Genomic DNA, 16404 nt, shown 5'->3' on the forward strand with positions numbered 1-16404 from the left:
GGAGCGTTGCAAGGGCGACGACGGGACCTCCCGCCGTCGCCCTTTCTGTTTCAGGGCAAAAAACTAAGGCTACTTAGGGTAGCTTGGTTCCAAACAGGCAAGACCAAGAGTCGACAGTTTGGAGGCAGTCCATGGATGAATCCACGAGCACAGCCCAACCCGTCCGCATCAACTCGGAACCGGCACAACTGCAGGCCCTCCAGCCCCTCATCGAAGCGGTGGGCGAACTCGTGGGCGATGTGCCGGCTCTCCTGGAGATTGCCAAGGATATCGGCCGAACCGCGCCCCATCCCGGCGAGGGCAGCACAGGCAAACTGTGGGAAGTCCTGGCGTCCGTCACGGCAGTGGACGTGGCAGCAGGCCGGGTCCTGGAACCGCATCTCGACGCCGTGCACATTCTGGCCCAGGCAGGACAACCCGAACCAGAGGGGGCCTGGGGAGTCTTCGCCGCAGAAGGCCCGGGCATGAGGTTGGAAGCCACGCGGGACCAATCCGGGAACTACGTGCTGAACGGTGCCAAACCATGGTGCTCACTCGCGTCGCAACTCGATGGCGCGGTCATCACGGCCCACCTCCCCGGAGGGCAGGGACGGGCAGCGTTCGCCGTCAACCTGCAACAGCACGGCGTCACCTGCGAGACGCCCGAATGGACCAGCAGGGGCCTCCGGGAAATCCCCAGCGGGACGGTCCACTTCGAGCAGATTCCGGCCACGCTGCTCCAAGGACCCGGCTGGTATCACGAGCGGCCCGGCTTCGCCTGGGGTGGTATAGGAGTTGCCGCCTGTTGGCTGGGCGGGGCCGTGGGTCTCGCCCGGGATTTCGCCGGGGCCCTGACTGACGCTGCAGACAAGGGCCGCGAACCGGACCAGCTCGCGCTGGCGCACCTCGGCGAAATCGATCGGCTCATTGCTTCGGCGGCAGCCCTCCTCGCCCGCACCGCCGAACGGATCGACGCCAACATGACCGGCGCCGGCCCCAGCGCGTGGAGCGAGGCCCAGCGTGCCCGCGGAACCGTAGCTGCCGCCGTCGAGCGCATCCAGGCGCTGGTGTCCCAAAACCGGGGACCCGGCCCACTGGCGTTCGACGAATGGTACGGGAAGCAGATGGCGGACCTTTCCCTCTACGTCCGGCAGCATCATGCCATGCGGGACGACGCCCAACTCGGTTCCCTGGCGCTGAAGGGTGACCGGGCATGGTGACGTTCTCGCACACTGACACCGGGACACCGGAAGCAGCCTGGTCCGCCAGCGGCGTGCGGACGCTGCCCGAACTGCCCCTCAGCGCCGGCGATCTGGCGGCCACCACGTTCGTGGTGCTGGCCGCCCATCCCGACGACGAATCGCTCGGCGCCGGCGGCTTCCTTGCCAAGCTCCAGGCAGCAGGCGCGTCGATCCGCCTGCTGTTGTGCAGCGCCGGTGAGGCGTCGCACCCCACTTCACCAACGACGACGGCGGACCGGCTTGCCGCTGTCCGGCTCGCGGAGTTCGAAGCGGCTGTGTCCGGGCTGGCACCCGCAGCCACGTGGCGGTATTTGGAAGTTCCGGACGGACAATTGGCAGCGTCGCGCCAGGCCATTGCCGAGTCCCTCCGGCAGGCCATCGCGGATGAAGGGGTAGAGGCAGACCAGGTTGTGATCGTGGCTCCGTACCGGGCCGACGGGCACATTGACCACGACACCCTTGGCAGCGTGGCCGCCGAAGTAGCTGGCAAAGATGGTCATGGGCTGTTGGAATACCCCATTTGGTACTGGTTGTGGGCCGGACCCGAGGATGTCACGTGGAAGGAGTGGGTGCGGGTCCCTTTGTCTTCCGCGGAACGGGTGGCCAAGGGCAGGGCAATGCGCGCCCACGTTTCACAGACGGAACCACTCTCCGATCAGGCGGGAGACGAGACGCTCCTGTCCCCCGCCTTCCTGGAGCACTTTTCACGATCCTGGGAAACCTTCGCATGGCACCCACCCGTGGCTGGATCCAACAGGGCTGCCGATGCCGAGGAAATCTTTGACGCGGTCCATGCCCGCGAGGAAGACCCGTGGAACTACGCCACCAGCTGGTACGAGCGCCGGAAACGGGCGCTGACACTGGCCGCGCTTCCCGAGGAACACTATGGCTCCGGCCTGGAAGTGGGCTGTTCCATTGGCACTCTCAGCGAGGAGTTGGCGCCGCGATGTGGGCAGTTCCTTGCCGTGGACGCCAGCAGCAAAGCCTTGGCCCAAGCCGCGGAACGTCTTGCCGACTTGGAGCATGCGCGGACGCAGCAGATGACGGTGCCGCACGAGTGGCCCGATGGCAGCTTCGACCTGGTGGTGGTCTCGGAAATGGGCTACTACGTGGCACCCGAAGAACTGGCTGAGCTTCTGCAGCGCGTGAAAGCCTCCATGAACCCGGGAGGCACTCTCCTCCTGTGCCACTGGAGGCATCCGATCTTGGGGTGGCAATTGGACGGCGAGACAGTCCACGCGACGGCACGCGAGCAGTTGGACTGGTCCAACCGAGGGATCTATCGGGAGAAGGACTTCCTCCTGGAGGTACTCGTCTCGCCGGACGGCCCGGCATGACCGGCCATGAGGGCTGGCAGGGCTCAGGCAGCCACCTGGACCTGGGCGGCCAGCCGGGTGCGGGGAACCACGCGGGCATGGGCAGCCAACGGGACGCAGGCAGCCACCTGGACTTGGGTAGCCGCGGCGACGAACCCCTCTCAGCGGCTATCCGTCACGTGGCTGTTGTTGTTCCGGCACACAACGAGGAGCAACGCCTAGGACACGCGCTTGGGTCCCTGCTCCGGGCCGCCCAGAGCTTGGAACAGCATTTCCCCGCAGTGACCACCAGCATCTCTGTGGTCCTGGACAGTTGCACCGACCGCTCGGCACGCATCGCCGCGTCCTTTGCAGCAACCCACCCGATCCTCGCCACCCTTGAGGTGAAGCTGCGGAGCACGGGTGCCAGCAGGGCAACGGGAGTGGCCTTCGCCCTGGAGGTTGCGGCGGAGGACCCGAAGGGCGTTTGGCTGGCCAACACCGACGCCGACTCAACAGTCCCGGCAGACTGGCTGGTCCGGCAGGTGGAACTGGCCAATTCAGGAGCCGATGCGATCCTGGGCTCGGTGGAACCGGATCCGGCAGACAGCGACGCCGCCGTGCTTCTGCGTTGGCTGGAACTCCACCCCTTCAAGGAGTCCCACCCGCACATCTACGGCGCCAACCTCGGGGTCAGGGCATCCGCCTACCTGCAGTCCGGCGGATTCCCCGCTGTCCGCGCCCACGAGGACAGGATGTTGGTGGAGAGGCTTCGTCGGCATGGATTCCGGGTGCAGGCAACAGACTCCATCCGTGTCACCACGTCGGGCCGTACACATGCCCGGGCCCCACAAGGATTCGCAGCTTACCTCCGCTCGCTGGCACAGGATGTTCCCGTGGTTGCCGAGTCGGCTTAGGTTGACCACCAGCCATGTACCGCCACGACCCACTTTGAGGTCCGGGCTGCCCCGACACGCCGTACATCATGGCGAGACAGGGAGTTCCTTGCTCAAAGTGGGTCGCGGAGGCACACGGGGCGAGCACTCAACGTTGCCGAAGCACACAGCGTAGCCACGCGGGGCCAGCAATCAGCGCCGGACCAGCAATCAGCGCCGGACCAGTAATCAGCGCAGGGCCATGCTCGGATCCAGCTGTTCGATCCCCTCCGGCGTCACCAGCACCACGCGGGCCGTGTTGATGTCGAAGAACAAACCCGTGGCCTGCACGTTCCCCGAAGCCAAGGCGGGTCCGGTGGCGTGGTGCTCGCCCAGCTTGGCCAACTGGACGGCAACGTTGACCATGCTGAGCTGGTCAAGTCGGCTGAATCCGGCGGCCGCGGCAGCCAAGCCCACCGGGTGGTCGGCAAGGAGGGCCTGATAGCTGGGACGGGCATGCTCCAGCCAGGTATCGAACCCGGAACCCAAGGCCGGAGTGGCGCCCTCGGCATCTGCCAGGACGGCCTTCATGGCCCCGCAGTTGGAGTGCCCGCACACCACGATCGACTCCACCGAGAGGGCCTTCACGGCAAACGTCAGCGTGGAATCGATGGAGGCATCGTTGCTGTCGCTGCAGACCACATTGCCAATGTTCCGCAGCGTCAACAGGTCGCCGGGGCCACTGCTGGTGATCAGGTTCGGGTTCACGCGCGAGTCCACGCAGGCAACAAACAGCGTGTCAGGGTTCTGCCCGTCGGTCAGGTCCTGTACCAGAGGCCGCACCTTGTCTGCGTGGCGGCGGTGGTACTTGTCGATGCCCAGGAGGATGGACCGCAAAGGCGGCTGACCGTCGTCGTCCGTTTGCCCGGCTACCTCCAACGATTGCCAGGACGTGCGCGGCGGAAGCGGGAACTCCCGCGGGTCCTGCCGCTGCGGCGCACTGTGGGCGGCATCGGTGAAGGCCGTGGTTCCGTGCTCCTCGAAGGTCACGGTGGCTCCGGTGTTCTCCCGCTGTGCACGCCAGGCCACCAAGGCTTCACGGAAAGCATGGTCCAGGTAGTCGGCGTTGAGCTCCACCACGACGTCCAGGCCGGCGGGCACGGCCTGCAGCACCCGGTTCAGCCGCGGCAGCGCGAAGAAGCTGCAGGATCCGGCGATGGTCACACGCCATGCCTGGCCCTCACCCGCAGGAGAATGGGCATGGATTTGGGCCCGCAGCACGCGCCACAGCACAGACAGCGCGGCAACGGCCAGCCCGATGATCACGCCTTCAAGCAGGTTCAGCACCACTACGCAGACCAACGTCACACCGTAGACCAGGAAATCTCCGGTCCGAAGGCTCGTCTTGATATCTGCCACCTTGACCAGCTTGGCTCCGATCACCAACAAGAGCCCGGCCAGCACGGACAAGGGGATCAGCTGGATCAGGCCCGCAAACAAGGCCGAGAACACCAGCACCCACACGCCATGCAGGATCGCCGAGGAGCGGCCCTTGGCGCCGGCCTCCACGTTGGTCGCACTGCGCACGATCACACCCGTCACCGGCAAACCACCAAGCAGGCCGGAGACAACATTGGCCGAGCCCTGTCCTACGAGCTCACGGTTGAGGTTGGTGGGCGTTCCGCCATGCATCTTGTCCACTGCCACCGCGGAGAGCAGGGATTCGATGCTGGCAATGAGCGCGACCGTCACAACGGCCATGGCCACGGAGCCCAAGCTGCCGTCGGGCAGCCTTGGCAACGCAATCGCGTCGAAGATGGAACCACTGAAGCTGATGCGTTCAACACCCGGCGCCACAGCAACGGAAACGGCAGTGACCACGACGACGGCCACCAACTGACCCGGCACTTGGCGCACCATGGCCGGGGCGTACTTCCACAGCATGAGGATTCCCACTACCGCGATGCCCAGCAGGGCAGATTCCACCTTCATGCCCGCCATCGCGGCCGGCAGGGTCACGAGGTTTTCCACAGCGGAGCCGGCTGCCTTGCCGCCCAGCAGGACGTGGAGCTGTTGCAGGATAATGGTGATCCCGATGCCGGCAAGCATTGCCTTGACCACCACCGGCGAGACAGCCAGCGCGGCGCGGCCCAGGCGGCTGACGCCCATGAGCAACTGCACGACGCCGGCCGCTGCGGTAATGGCGCACGTCGCCTGCCAGCCGAACTCCTGGACCAAACCGGCGACGACGACGGTCAGGCCGGCCGCGGGGCCACTCACCTGGAGGACGGAGCCCCCGAGGCTGCCTGCGACGATGCCGCCCACAGCCGCGGCGATGAGGCCCGCCATGATCGGCGCACCGGATGCGGCCGCGATACCGAGGGACAGCGGCAGGGCTACGAGGAACACCACCAGCGAGGCCGGAAGGTCGGCGCCAAGGTTGCCCAGGAGCCGTGGTTTGCCGGGGCTGGGCTTGGCTCCGGAAGGCTTGTTGCCGGGCGGGCTCAAGGTGTCGCCGGGCACGGCAACAGGACCCGATAAGTGAGACATGATTATTCCTTTTGGCTCGGAAAGATTATTTCCGCAGCCTAAAAAGACACCTAATCATCGTCAACAATATGTGACGAGAAAAACTAAAGTTGCCATTCTTTGCAAATTTTTGGTATTCAAACCATTCATCCGGCCAAGCAATGAAACCAGCCTTCGAATAGCCAATATAGACCAGAAACGTAGGTTTATGAAAAATCATCATTCAAAAACGTACGTTATTTCCCTAAAATACTTCAGTGTTTTTGGGAATTACCCATCGGCCAGCCTCGACCGGGCCGCGGCAATCGCGGAAGCCGTAACGGCGTCCCTGTCCCCTGAGCCATCCACCGTCAGCAGGATTCCGCGCTGGGAGTAGGCCATGATTACGGGCTGCGTCTCGTCCCGGTAAAGTTCCAGCCGGCGCTGGATGACAGCCTCGGTATCATCGCTGCGGCCTTGTTCGCGGGCTCGGCGGAGCATCCGCTCCACCAGTTCGTCGTTTGACACCGTCAGGGCCAGCACAACTTCCAGCGCCTGCTGCCGTGCGGCCAGCAACTCGTCCAAGGCACCAATCTGGGCCACCGTCCGGGGGTAGCCGTCCAGCAAAAAGCCCGCACCGGCGTCGTTGTTTTCCAAGCGTCCGCGAAGCATTGCAGTGGTGACGTGGTCCGGGACGAACTCGCCATGATCCATGTACCTGCCGGCTTCTGCGCCCAGCTCGGTGCCATCGCGGACGTGCGCCCGGAACAGTTCGCCCGTGGAGATCGCAGGAACACCGAAGTGCCGCGCAATGTACTCAGCCTGCGTACCTTTTCCTGAACCGGGAGGGCCCATGATGATCAGTCGCGCCATGACTCATGTCCGTTTCGAGAGGCGGCCGGGAGTTAAACCATAACGCCGGCGACGACGGGTGGCTCCCGTCGTCGCCGGCTTTTCTTTGAGGCTGATATGGCGCTCAGGCGTTGGCCGCTTCCGCGAGGAGGGCGTCGATCTGTTCTATAGCCAAACGCAGCCCTTCCTCCATGCCCATCCCGGCCATTTTCTCCATCTGCTCTTGGGACTCGAAGACCGAGGTGAGGGTCATTCGGGTCCTCCCGCCCAGGGGTTCGAGCGTCACAGTGGCATGCGTGGTGCCAAGGTGGTCCACGGGTTCACCGTGCTCGTCCGCAAAGCCGTCGTCGAACTCGAGGTGGTCCGGAGCGCTGATGGCCGTGATTGTCCAAAAGCCATGTGCCTTGGTGCCATCCGGGCCGGTCATGTAATACGCCGCTTTGCCGCCGGGAGTGAAGTCGTAGCTGGGGAAGGTCGCCGGCCAGGTGGGCGGTCCCCACCAGCGCTCCAGCTGGCGCGGGTCCTCCCATATGCGCCACACACGTTCAACCCCGGCATCGAATTCGGTGACAATGGTGAAGCTCAGCGCCTCAACGTTCTTGTCCACACTGACAACAGCCATGGCAGATCCCTTTCAGTTATCTTCAGCGAGAATGTCGGCAATCCGGCCGGCACGTTGCCGCCAGACGTCTTCGAATTGATCCAACAGGTGCCGGGCTTGGTGCAAGCCATCATGGTTGCCCCGCACAATCTGCTCCCTCCCCCGCTTTTCCTTGGACACCAGGGAGGCCCGTTCCAGGACCGCGACGTGCTTTTGTACGGCCGCGAAACTCATGGCGTAGAGCGCAGCCAGCCCGGATACCGTGTACTCCCCGGCAGTCACGCGGGCCACGATGTCGCGGCGCGTCGCGTCAGACAACGCCTGGAAAAGGCGGTCCAGTTCGGCGTCGGACGTTTTGCTGCTGAGCTGATCTACAACCATTTGGTTGTACGATACTGCGGGCGGCCCGGGGAGTCAATGGCCTGCCAGCTTCTCCAGACTCCCCTTGCGGCCCGCATCTCACCCGGGGTAAGTTTTTTGAAACGTCACAAAGAAAGCGTTTTCCCAGACTCTTGAGGTGAATCTCCATGACCCAGCACGCCCCGGCAACGTGGATCGACGGCGAACCCCCGGCAAGCCTCAGCGGAGGTGCCACGTGGGGGATGCCCTTCCCACGGGGTGCAGTTCAGGCGGCCTCCGCGGTTTCAGTCGAAGACCAGGAGGGCACCCGCGTCCCTGCCCAGGCCTGGCCCCTCGCAACCTGGCCGGACGGGACCCTCAAGTGGGCCGGACTTGCCATCGCGGCAACGGAGCAGCCCGCCTCGGCATACACCGTCCGGTACGGCTCCGGCGAGCCGGACGCAACGGAAGCGCACGACGGCGGCGCGCCGGCCGCCGTCGTACGCTCGCCCCAGGTGACCGTCACCGAAACCGGAGAGACGGTCACCGTCTCCACGGGACCTTTGGAGATGGTGATTCCGTGCAGCGGGCAGTCCTTGTTCTGCAGCCTGTCCCGCGACGGCTCGGTGGTGGCATCCAACGCCAGATTGGTGAGCCTCCTGCAGCACGGAGTCATCGAGGAGGCCGGCAGCACAGTCCGCGACGGCTACACAGGACACGTCCGCTCCGTCACCGTGGAACAGCGCGGGCCCATCCGTGCCGTGGTTCGCCTTGAGGGTGCACATCAAGCGGATGCCGGCACGCGTGAGTGGCTGCCCTTCACGGTGCGCTTCACCTTCCATGCCGGCGCCCGAAGTGTTCGCATGATGCACTCGTTCGTGTGGGACGGCGAGGCTGAACAGGACTTCCTGGCGGGACTCGGCGTGCGGTTCACGGTGCCGCTGGAGAACACACTGCACGATCGTCACGTACGCATTGCAGGCGCTGACGGCGGCTTCCTGGTGGAAGGCATCCGGGGTTTGACCGGGCTGCGGCGGGATCCGGGCGAGGCCGTGCGGCAGGCCCACGTGGCCGGGCAAGCCACGCCGGCGTTGAGTACGTGGAATCGGGAAGTCTCGGAACGGCTGCACCTCATTCCCTCGTGGAACGACTACACCCTGACGCAGTTGTCCGCCGACGGGTTCGAACTCCGGAAACGCACCGCGCCCGGGCACGGATGGGTGGGGATCTCGGGAGGCACGCGCGCCGCCGGGTTCTGTTCGCTCAGCGATCTGCGGGGCGGGTTCGGAGTTGGCGTGCGCGACTTCTGGCAGTCGCACCCGGGACAGTTGGATATCCGCGGCGCTGCCTCCGAGTCCGCGGAGCTGACCGCTTGGCTCTACTCCCCCGAAGCCCAGCCCATGGACCTGCGTTTCTACCACGACGGCCTGGGCCAGGACACCTTCGAGGAGCAACTCGAAGGCCTGGAAATCACCTACGAGGACTACGAGCCGGGCTTCGGAAACCCCACCGGAATCGCGCGCACCCACGAGCTGACCCTGTTCGCCTACGAGTCCACGCCGTCCACGGAGTCCCTTGCCTCGGACGCCCTCGCTGCATCCACTCCCCCGTTGCTGCAGCCCACGACGTCGGTCCTGCACGCGGCCGGCGTCTTCGGCGACTGGACCCCCGTGGACCGCAGCACCCCGGCCCGCGCCGAACTCGAGGACAAGCTGGACTTCCTGTTCGACTTCTACGCAGGCCAACAGGAACAACGCCGCTGGTACGGGTTCTGGAACTACGGCGACGTGATGCACACCTACGACTCCGACAGGCACGTGTGGCGCTACGACGTAGGCGGCTACGCCTGGGACAACTCCGAGCTCTCCCCCGATCTGTGGCTTTGGTACATGTACCTGCGCTCGGGCCGCGCCGATGTGTTCCGTTTCGCCGAGGCAATGACCCGGCACACGGGCGAGGTGGATGTGTACCACTCGGGACCTTGGCGAGGGCTGGGGTCACGGCACAACGTCCAGCACTGGGGCTGCAGCGCCAAGCAGCTGCGCATCAGCAACCCCGCCTATCGGCGCTTCTACTACTACCTGACCGCCGACGAACGCACCGGCGATCTCCTCACCGAACTCGTGGACAGCGACCAGAACTTCCTGGGCCTGGACCCCGTCCGCAAGGTCCGGCCCGACGCCGACACCTACCGCCCGGACCGCGGCGCGCTGGGCGTCGGCCTGGGCACGGACTGGGGATCGCTCGCCGCCACGTGGCTCACCGACTGGGAACGCACCGGCAACCCCCGCTCCCGCGACCGGCTGCTGGGCACCATGGAGGACATCGGCGCCCTGAAGTACGGCTTCCTTACCGGTGAGGCGCTCTACGACCTGGACGCCGGAAGGTTCGACGCCGGCAGGGAGGTCATCAGCGTCTCCCACCTCAGTGCCGTGTTCGGTTTGGTGGAAATCTGCAGCGAACTCATCAACCTGGTTCCGTCCCCGGCCTTTGAGCAGGCGTGGATGCAGTATTGCCGGTTGTTCCTGGCCTCCCCCGCAACGCAGGCGTCGGAGGTGGGGCAACCCTTGGCCGGCATCTACCTCACCCAGGCCCACAGCCGCCTCACCGCGTACGCTGCGGCCCGGCTGGGTTCGGCGGAGTTGGCTGCTGCGGCTTGGGAGAGCTTCAGCGTGGGAGGCGAGAACCTGAACCACGCGGAGGCCTTTACCGTGCAGAAGATCCTCCCGCCCTACGTCCTGACACCGGTTGACGAGGCCCCCACCGTCTCCACCAACGACGCCGCACAGTTCGGCCTCGCGGTCATCCAGAACCTGGCCCTCGTGGGCGGGCACCTGCCCGCGGCAGCCTCACAGCAGTAGCCCGGCGCGGCGGCTCTCCGCCCGCCGCTGGAGGCTCCGGCGTCGTACATCCCTCGCATGGCAGCCCGGCGCGGCGGTTCTCCGCCCACCACGCCCCACGCCCGACCCTCTCTCACGAAACGACCCCTTTCCGGCAGCGCTCTCTCATCGACTGGCGAGAGGGTTGGCCTGAAGGGGTGGTTATGTGAGAGACGGTCCGGGGAAGTGGGGTACGGCGCGGCGGTTCTCCGCCCGCCGCTGGAGGCTCCGGCGTCGTACGAGCTGTGCCGCCACGACCCACTTTGCCGCGTGTCGAGGTGATAAGCAGCCCACAAGGGTTGATGTTTCCGCGATCCGGGCCGAAAGAAGGTCGGGAAGGTACACCCGGAGCCGCAAAACCACCGGTCGCCGCACACAACAAAGCCGCCCGCCTCCGAAAAGGGGCGGGCGGCTTTGTCGTTCGCGCTTACTTCTTGCCGGTATAGACGACGGCGGGTGCGGCCGGAGGCTGCATGCCCTCACCGATGAAGAAGCTCGGGTGCGGCGGCTGGTTGTACGCCACGTTCTCGCGGGCGACGGCCGTGCGGTACACGGTGTCGTGCATCAGGGTCCGCAGGCGAACCTCGCTGGGAGCCGTGGTGGTGTAGATCCGCAGCTCCGTGCTGTCCGTGGACGGCCAGGCGATTTCTTCGCGCCAGTCACCCAGGATGTCCGCCTGGACGGACGGGTTGCCCTTGGTGGTGTTGTTGCTGCGGGCGCCATCGGCGGTCAGCAGGCGATCGCTGGTTTCGGTTTCCCAGTTCCACTTGGAGATGGTCGGAACGCCGCGGGACACGGTGGCGTCGTAGTCGTGGTCCACGATTTCGCGGAGCAGGTCGCCATCCCACCAGGCAAGGAAGTTCGCGGCGGGGATGTTCTCCGCGATCAGCTCGCCCTTGGCGGACATCAATTGGCCCCGCGGAGAATCCCACGCCGCCGTCCCGCCCACGGCCCATCCTTCGGCCCCTTCATAGCGGGGATCGATGTCACCCGCAGCGCCACGCCCCGTGTCCTTGGTGGCCGGGATGCTCCACAGCACCTCGCCGGTGGCAGCGTCCCGGAACGTGGCGCCACGGTTGCCGCTCTGGCTCATGCTCTCGTGGACGGCGAAGGTTTCCAGGCCGGGCCGCGAGGGATCCAGATCGCCGGTGTGGATGGCGTCGCCGTGGCCGAGCTTGGTGTTGTAGAGGGGCTGGCCATTGTCGTCGATGGTCATGGAACCGAAGACGAACTCGTCCTTGCCGTCCTGGTCAACGTCAGCCACGGAAAGGTTGTGGTTGCCCTGGCCCTTGTATTGGTCGCCCGCCACGTTGGAATCGAAGGTCCAGCGCTTCACGAGCTTGCCGTTCACCAGGTCATAGGTCACCAGCACCGTACGGGTGTAGTAGCCGCGGCTGAACATCATGGACGGGTGCTCGCCGTCCAGGTACGCGACGGCTGCGAGGAAACGGTCCACGCGGTTGCCGTAGTTATCGCCCCAACTGGCCACCGATCCGCGCTCAGGCTCATAAGCGACCGTGTCCAGGATGGTTCCCGTCTCACCCTTGAACACCGTCAGGAATTCCGGGCCGGACAGCACGTAGCCGGCGCTGTTGCGGTAATCCGCGTTGGCGTCGCCGATCACTGTTCCTGAAGCATCCGTGGTTCCATCGGCCGTCTTGAACGAAACCTCGGCCTTGCCGTCGCCGTCGAAGTCGTACGCCAGGACCTGCGTGTAGTGCGCACCGGCGCGGATGTTGCGGCCAAGGTCGATGCGCCACAGCTTGGTGCCGTCCAGCTTGTAGGCGTCCACATAGACGTTGCCCGTGTAGCCGGACTGCGAATTGTCCTTCGCGTTGGACGGCGACCACGTCTGGATGACCTCATACTTGCCGTCGCCGTCGAGGTCCGCCACGGTGGCGTCGTTGGCCGAGTAGGTGTAAGCCTTGCCGTCGGGGGTGACGCCGTCCGCTGGCTTATCCAGCTTGATGGCGAGGTAGTTTTGGGCCAGCGGCGTGACAGCCTCGGTCAGCTTGTCCTGGCCTTGGCCATTGCCCACCGTCTTAATGACGTAGCTTGAGCTGGCCGTTCCCGTGGGATCCACGAAGAAGGTGGAATTGCGGATGGGTTCGGGCGTGATGTTGACGCCGTCGCGCAGCACTTGGAACCCGATGCTGTCTTTGTCCAGGCCCAGCATGCGCCAACTGACGCTCACGCCCTGGTCAGTCAGGACCGCCACCGGCGCGCGGTCCAGGTTTTCCACTTGCCGCTTGGGCGTTTGGTCCTTCGTCGCGCTGACGACGGCGGGTGCGTTGCCTGGCGCTGTTTGGGTGGTTGCCGCTTGCGCGAGGGGCACACCCGTGAAGGCCAGGGCTGCTGCGGCGAGGGTGGCCGTGGCTGTGAGGGAAACGAGTGGTTTTCGGGAGGAACATTTCGAGGGGTAAGCCAAAGAACATCTCCTTTGATGCTGGACAGCGGAGGGTCCGCTTGTCTTTTTGGAACGTTTCACTAGCGCATCCAGGTATCCCACTCCACGAATGGCGAGATCCGACGTTGCGCACCCAACCGGGTCGCCAATGATGCCGCTTTCAACGCTCATAACGAGATCAACTGCTGCTTGACTGGGAAGTGAAAACGCTTTCCGGGGTCTATATTTACAGCGCTCCACACCCTGGTCAAGGGTTTGACTGGAAATTACTGGGAGTTTTCGATTCTTGATGTTCACTTTTGTTCCCCTCCCATCTCCCCTCGCCGCACGCCCCACGCCCCACGCCCACCGGACGCTCTCTCACCGAATACCCCTTCCCTCCCGTCCCTCTCTCACCAATACCCCTTTCCTGCCGTCCCTCTCTCACTCGGCCCACGGCTCTCCGGGGTACTGACAGTCACTCCCTGCCGGGACCTGCCCCTCGTACGGTAAAGCCCGTGAACAAACGAAAGATGCTCCGATGAACAGAACGCTGGTGCCGGCGTCCGCACTGCTGTGGGGTCTCCAAATGGCTTTCCTGAGTCCCGCTTTGGCACTGATTCTCGTGAACCTTTACGGGGCTTCAACATCCGACGTCGGTTGGGTACTTGGCATCTACAACATCGGTGGGTTTGTCGCTTCCTTGGTGATTCCGGCCTACGCGGACACGAAGCGCGACTACCTGTCTCCCATGCTTGCGTGCGGCGCAATGACACTGCTTCTGGCGGTGATCCTGGCCTTCGCAACCACCTTGCCCCTTGCCACGATCGCACTGGTGGTGGTCGGCGGGCCGGCCGGCGTCGGAAGTTCCATGCTTTTCGCCCACCTCCGGCACTCCGGCGCGGGAACGTCCACCATCGTCAATACCCGGGCTGTCGTCTCAGTAGCGTGGGTGGCCGGTCCCCCGCTGGCCACCTTCATCATTGGCTGGTTGGGTAATCCGGCAATACTTCTGGCAATCGCCGCCGTCGCAGTGCTCAATATGGCCACTACGTGGGCCATGATCAGGAAGAACCGGGCGTCCACCCAGGAGCCGGAGGACGGCACCGCAGATGCCCCATCCGCTGCCCACGAGTCTCCAGTGAGCCGCACGGGAATCGTCCTGGTTACCGCGGCGTTTATTCTGCTCCAGGCAACAAATGCCACAGCCATGACCATCATGACGGTCTACGTTGGCGAAACGATGCGGCTGGATGTGCTGTGGGCAGGTGTGGCCTTGGGTGCTGCCGCGGCCCTGGAGGTGCCTGCGTTGCTGATCATTGGAAGGCTGAGCAACCGGTTCGCGCATCTCAGCCTGATCGCCACCAGTTGCGTTGCTGGCATCGCCTACTACGTTGGTTTGGCCTTTGTCACGGAGCCCATCATGCTCCTGGCCCTGCAGTTGCTGAACGCGTGGTCGTTTGCCGGGATCGCCGGAGTGGGACTGCCCCTCTTCCAGCAGATGATTCCACGGCCGGGGCTGTCCACGGGCCTGTACATGAACACCCGCCGCGTAGGCGCGATCGTGTCGGGTCCCATCATCGCCCTGGGTTCGGCTACGGCCTTCGGTCAACGCGGCATCTTCGTGGCCAGCGCCGTCCTCACCACCGTGGGTCTGGCGGTCATCGCCGTCGCGGGTCGGAATGGACGAACAAGAATTCCGTTGGACCACGAGGCCCGCCTCCCCGGGTGATCAGGAGGCGTCCGCGCGGCACAGCCGCGTGTGACGGTCTGTTGCCCCCGGTTGAGCCGCATGTAGCCCCGTTGAGGACAGTGACACCAGAACTTGGGCGGCCCGGCACTCCTCCGTAGTGTGCTGCCATGCCGAAGCCTTCCGTGATTCCCTTGTCAGTCCTTGACCTCAGCCCTGTGTCAGCCAACCAGAGCTCCGGCGACGCCCTGCGCAGCACCATCAACCTGGCCGTCGCAACGGAAGCAGCAGGCTACTCCCGGTATTGGTTGGCCGAGCACCACCTCAACGACGGCGTGGCCGGTTCGTCCCCGCATGTGCTCGCGGGCCTCGTGGCATCGGCAACAAAGAGCATCCGGGTAGGCACGGCAGCCACGCTCCTGGGCAATTACCGGCCCCTCCAGATCGCGGAGAGCATCGGTACCCTGGCAGCGGTGTTCCCTGATCGGCTGGACTTGGGCTTTGGCCGCTCCGGTCCTCCCAAGTCACCCAGCGAGCCGGCGCCCGGTTTTATTGCACCGGACACCAGCGAACCCGAAGAACGCATAGTGGATGGACTGGTGGTTCCCGCCCCCCGGCCCATCTTTGGGGCGGTCCTGCCACGGAAGTTCCGCCTGCAGAGCGAACTCCTGGGCCGTTTTCCAGGAGACACCGACAACTTCGAAAATGACGTCCAGGACATCATCGGTTTCTTCACCGGCGACTATCGGACCAAACACGGCGAGGAGGTCACGGCAACTCCGGCGCTGGGTCAGTCCCCGCAGTTCTGGGTCCACGGTTCCACGGCAGGTCCAAGTGCCAGGCTCGCGGGCAAGCTGGGCCTCCCGTTCGGCGCGAACTACCACGTGGCACCGGCAACCGTCCTGGATTCCATCGCCGAGTACCGGGCACACTTCAAGCCTTCCGAAACTTTGCGGGAGCCGCATGTGATCGTCTCCGCGGATGTCCTGGTGGCACCTGACGAGTTCAGCGCCCGTCGCTTGGCCCGCGGCTACGCGCAGTGGGTTTACGGGATCCGCAGCGGACAGGGCGCCATCCCCTACCCCTCGCCTGATGACGCCGCGGACTTCACGCTGGACGCCGAAGCCGAAGAGCTGGTCAAGGACCGCCTGGATACCCGCTTTGTGGGAGACCCGCATCAAGTCAGCGAAAACCTCCGCACCCTGCAGCACGCAACCGGAGCCCAGGAATTGCTCATCACCACCATCGCCCACCACCCCGCCGACCGCGAGAACTCCTACCAGCTCCTCGCCGAGGCCTGGGGTCTCTGAGTTTGTCCGTTACCCACCAAAGGAGCACCAATGACCACCGAAACCACGACTGAAACAGACACCCAACTCATCACTGCCGAACAAGCGGCCGCCCTGATCGCTGACGGCGCGCTGGTCATCGACGTCCGCAGCGAAGGCGGCCGCGCCAGCACCGGCGCAGTGCCAGGCGCCGTCATTGTGAACCGCGAACACGTGGACGAAGACTTCGCCCCCGGCTCCCCGCACCGTCTCCCCCAGGTCACGGGAACGGAACAGAAAATTGTTGTGTTCTGCGGCTCGGTGAACGGCTCACGACCCGTGGCGCAGAAGCTCAAGGTCCTGGGCTACGACAATGTGGTCCACGTCGACGGCGGGTTCCTGGCCCTGCGCGACTCAGGAGTCCCCACCACCGGACCCACGGCACCCCCGGCTGAAGCCGCGCCGACTGCCTGACCTCCCGGCCCGCCGAA

12 protein-coding genes are annotated in these 16404 nt (G+C 65.0%); 7 read left to right on the forward strand and 5 right to left on the reverse strand.

Translation table 11 applies throughout. The features are described 5' to 3' along the window. The first annotated feature begins 131 nt into the window (after positions 1-131). The 3 genes from ACIPY3_RS18015 to ACIPY3_RS18025 are packed head-to-tail and all read left to right on the forward strand — an operon-like array spanning position 132 to position 3432. A complete protein-coding gene (locus tag ACIPY3_RS18015) occupies positions 132-1199 on the forward strand; it encodes an acyl-CoA dehydrogenase family protein (protein ID WP_400336356.1) in 1068 nt (355 codons plus the stop codon). Next, positions 1193-2557 (forward strand): PIG-L family deacetylase, encoded by a 1365-nt coding sequence (locus tag ACIPY3_RS18020; RefSeq protein ID WP_400336358.1) that lies wholly within the window; start codon positions 1193-1195, stop codon positions 2555-2557. Before ACIPY3_RS18015 ends, ACIPY3_RS18020 begins: the two co-directional genes overlap by 7 nt. Further along, on the forward strand, positions 2554-3432 hold the full coding sequence (locus ACIPY3_RS18025; RefSeq protein WP_400336359.1) for a glycosyltransferase: 879 nt from the start codon (positions 2554-2556) through the stop codon (positions 3430-3432). The genes ACIPY3_RS18020 and ACIPY3_RS18025 overlap by 4 nt, the downstream gene beginning before the upstream one ends. 207 nt (positions 3433-3639) lie before the next feature. Here ACIPY3_RS18025 and ACIPY3_RS18030 read toward each other — a convergent pair whose 3' ends face one another. The 4 genes from ACIPY3_RS18030 to ACIPY3_RS18045 all read right to left on the reverse strand — a co-directional run bounded on the left by ACIPY3_RS18030 (position 3640) and on the right by ACIPY3_RS18045 (position 7732). Next, positions 3640-5940, reverse strand: a complete 2301-nt coding sequence (locus ACIPY3_RS18030) for a SulP family inorganic anion transporter (RefSeq protein WP_400336361.1) — start codon at positions 5938-5940, stop codon at positions 3640-3642. A gap of 249 nt (positions 5941-6189) precedes the next feature. Next, positions 6190-6771: an adenylate kinase gene (locus ACIPY3_RS18035; RefSeq protein ID WP_400336363.1), complete on the reverse strand. Its 582-nt coding sequence runs from the start codon at positions 6769-6771 to the stop codon at positions 6190-6192. A gap of 103 nt (positions 6772-6874) precedes the next feature. Then, a complete protein-coding gene (locus tag ACIPY3_RS18040) occupies positions 6875-7372 on the reverse strand; it encodes an SRPBCC domain-containing protein (RefSeq protein ID WP_400336365.1) in 498 nt (165 codons plus the stop codon). Positions 7373-7384: 12 nt separating this feature from the next. After that, positions 7385-7732: an ArsR/SmtB family transcription factor gene (locus ACIPY3_RS18045; RefSeq protein ID WP_400336367.1), complete on the reverse strand. Its 348-nt coding sequence runs from the start codon at positions 7730-7732 to the stop codon at positions 7385-7387. A gap of 146 nt (positions 7733-7878) precedes the next feature. Here ACIPY3_RS18045 and ACIPY3_RS18050 point away from each other — a divergent pair, with 146 nt between their 5' ends. Beyond that, positions 7879-10551 carry a Tat pathway signal sequence domain protein gene (locus ACIPY3_RS18050; protein ID WP_400336369.1) on the forward strand — a complete coding sequence of 891 codons (2673 nt, stop codon included), beginning with the start codon at positions 7879-7881 and terminating at the stop codon, positions 10549-10551. Between the two features lie 445 nt (positions 10552-10996). On the opposite strand, the gene ACIPY3_RS18055 is transcribed toward ACIPY3_RS18050, so the two are convergent. Continuing rightward, on the reverse strand, positions 10997-12997 hold the full coding sequence (locus ACIPY3_RS18055) for a rhamnogalacturonan lyase (RefSeq protein ID WP_400336370.1): 2001 nt from the start codon (positions 12995-12997) through the stop codon (positions 10997-10999). A 499-nt stretch (positions 12998-13496) separates the two neighbouring features. On the opposite strand from ACIPY3_RS18055, the gene ACIPY3_RS18060 reads away from it, so the two are divergent. The 3 genes from ACIPY3_RS18060 (at position 13497) to ACIPY3_RS18070 (ending at position 16387) form a co-directional block, all read left to right on the forward strand. Next, a complete protein-coding gene (locus ACIPY3_RS18060) occupies positions 13497-14687 on the forward strand; it encodes an MFS transporter (protein ID WP_400336372.1) in 1191 nt (396 codons plus the stop codon). A gap of 128 nt (positions 14688-14815) precedes the next feature. Continuing rightward, on the forward strand, positions 14816-15955 hold the full coding sequence (locus ACIPY3_RS18065) for an LLM class flavin-dependent oxidoreductase (protein WP_400336374.1): 1140 nt from the start codon (positions 14816-14818) through the stop codon (positions 15953-15955). 30 nt (positions 15956-15985) lie between these two features. After that, positions 15986-16387, forward strand: a complete 402-nt coding sequence (locus tag ACIPY3_RS18070; protein ID WP_400336376.1) for a rhodanese-like domain-containing protein — start codon at positions 15986-15988, stop codon at positions 16385-16387. The last annotated feature ends 17 nt before the right edge of the window (positions 16388-16404 follow it).

The sequence above is a fragment of the Paenarthrobacter sp. NPDC089714 genome (assembly GCF_044748905.1).
Taxonomy (GTDB): domain Bacteria; phylum Actinomycetota; class Actinomycetes; order Actinomycetales; family Micrococcaceae; genus Arthrobacter.

What these genes read in the sequence shown, in the direction of transcription:
- ACIPY3_RS18015 (WP_400336356.1), top strand. Translation starts at nt 132, where the DNA reads ATGGATGAATCCACGAGCACAGCCCAACCCGTCCGCATCAACTCGGAA.
- ACIPY3_RS18020 (WP_400336358.1), top strand. Translation starts at nt 1,193, where the DNA reads ATGGTGACGTTCTCGCACACTGACACCGGGACACCGGAAGCAGCCTGG.
- ACIPY3_RS18025 (WP_400336359.1), top strand. Translation starts at nt 2,554, where the DNA reads ATGACCGGCCATGAGGGCTGGCAGGGCTCAGGCAGCCACCTGGACCTG.
- ACIPY3_RS18030 (WP_400336361.1), bottom strand. Translation starts at nt 5,940, where the DNA reads ATGTCTCACTTATCGGGTCCTGTTGCCGTGCCCGGCGACACCTTGAGC.
- ACIPY3_RS18035 (WP_400336363.1), bottom strand. Translation starts at nt 6,771, where the DNA reads ATGGCGCGACTGATCATCATGGGCCCTCCCGGTTCAGGAAAAGGTACG.
- ACIPY3_RS18040 (WP_400336365.1), bottom strand. Translation starts at nt 7,372, where the DNA reads ATGGCTGTTGTCAGTGTGGACAAGAACGTTGAGGCGCTGAGCTTCACC.
- ACIPY3_RS18045 (WP_400336367.1), bottom strand. Translation starts at nt 7,732, where the DNA reads ATGGTTGTAGATCAGCTCAGCAGCAAAACGTCCGACGCCGAACTGGAC.
- ACIPY3_RS18050 (WP_400336369.1), top strand. Translation starts at nt 7,879, where the DNA reads ATGACCCAGCACGCCCCGGCAACGTGGATCGACGGCGAACCCCCGGCA.
- ACIPY3_RS18060 (WP_400336372.1), top strand. Translation starts at nt 13,497, where the DNA reads ATGAACAGAACGCTGGTGCCGGCGTCCGCACTGCTGTGGGGTCTCCAA.
- ACIPY3_RS18065 (WP_400336374.1), top strand. Translation starts at nt 14,816, where the DNA reads ATGCCGAAGCCTTCCGTGATTCCCTTGTCAGTCCTTGACCTCAGCCCT.
- ACIPY3_RS18070 (WP_400336376.1), top strand. Translation starts at nt 15,986, where the DNA reads ATGACCACCGAAACCACGACTGAAACAGACACCCAACTCATCACTGCC.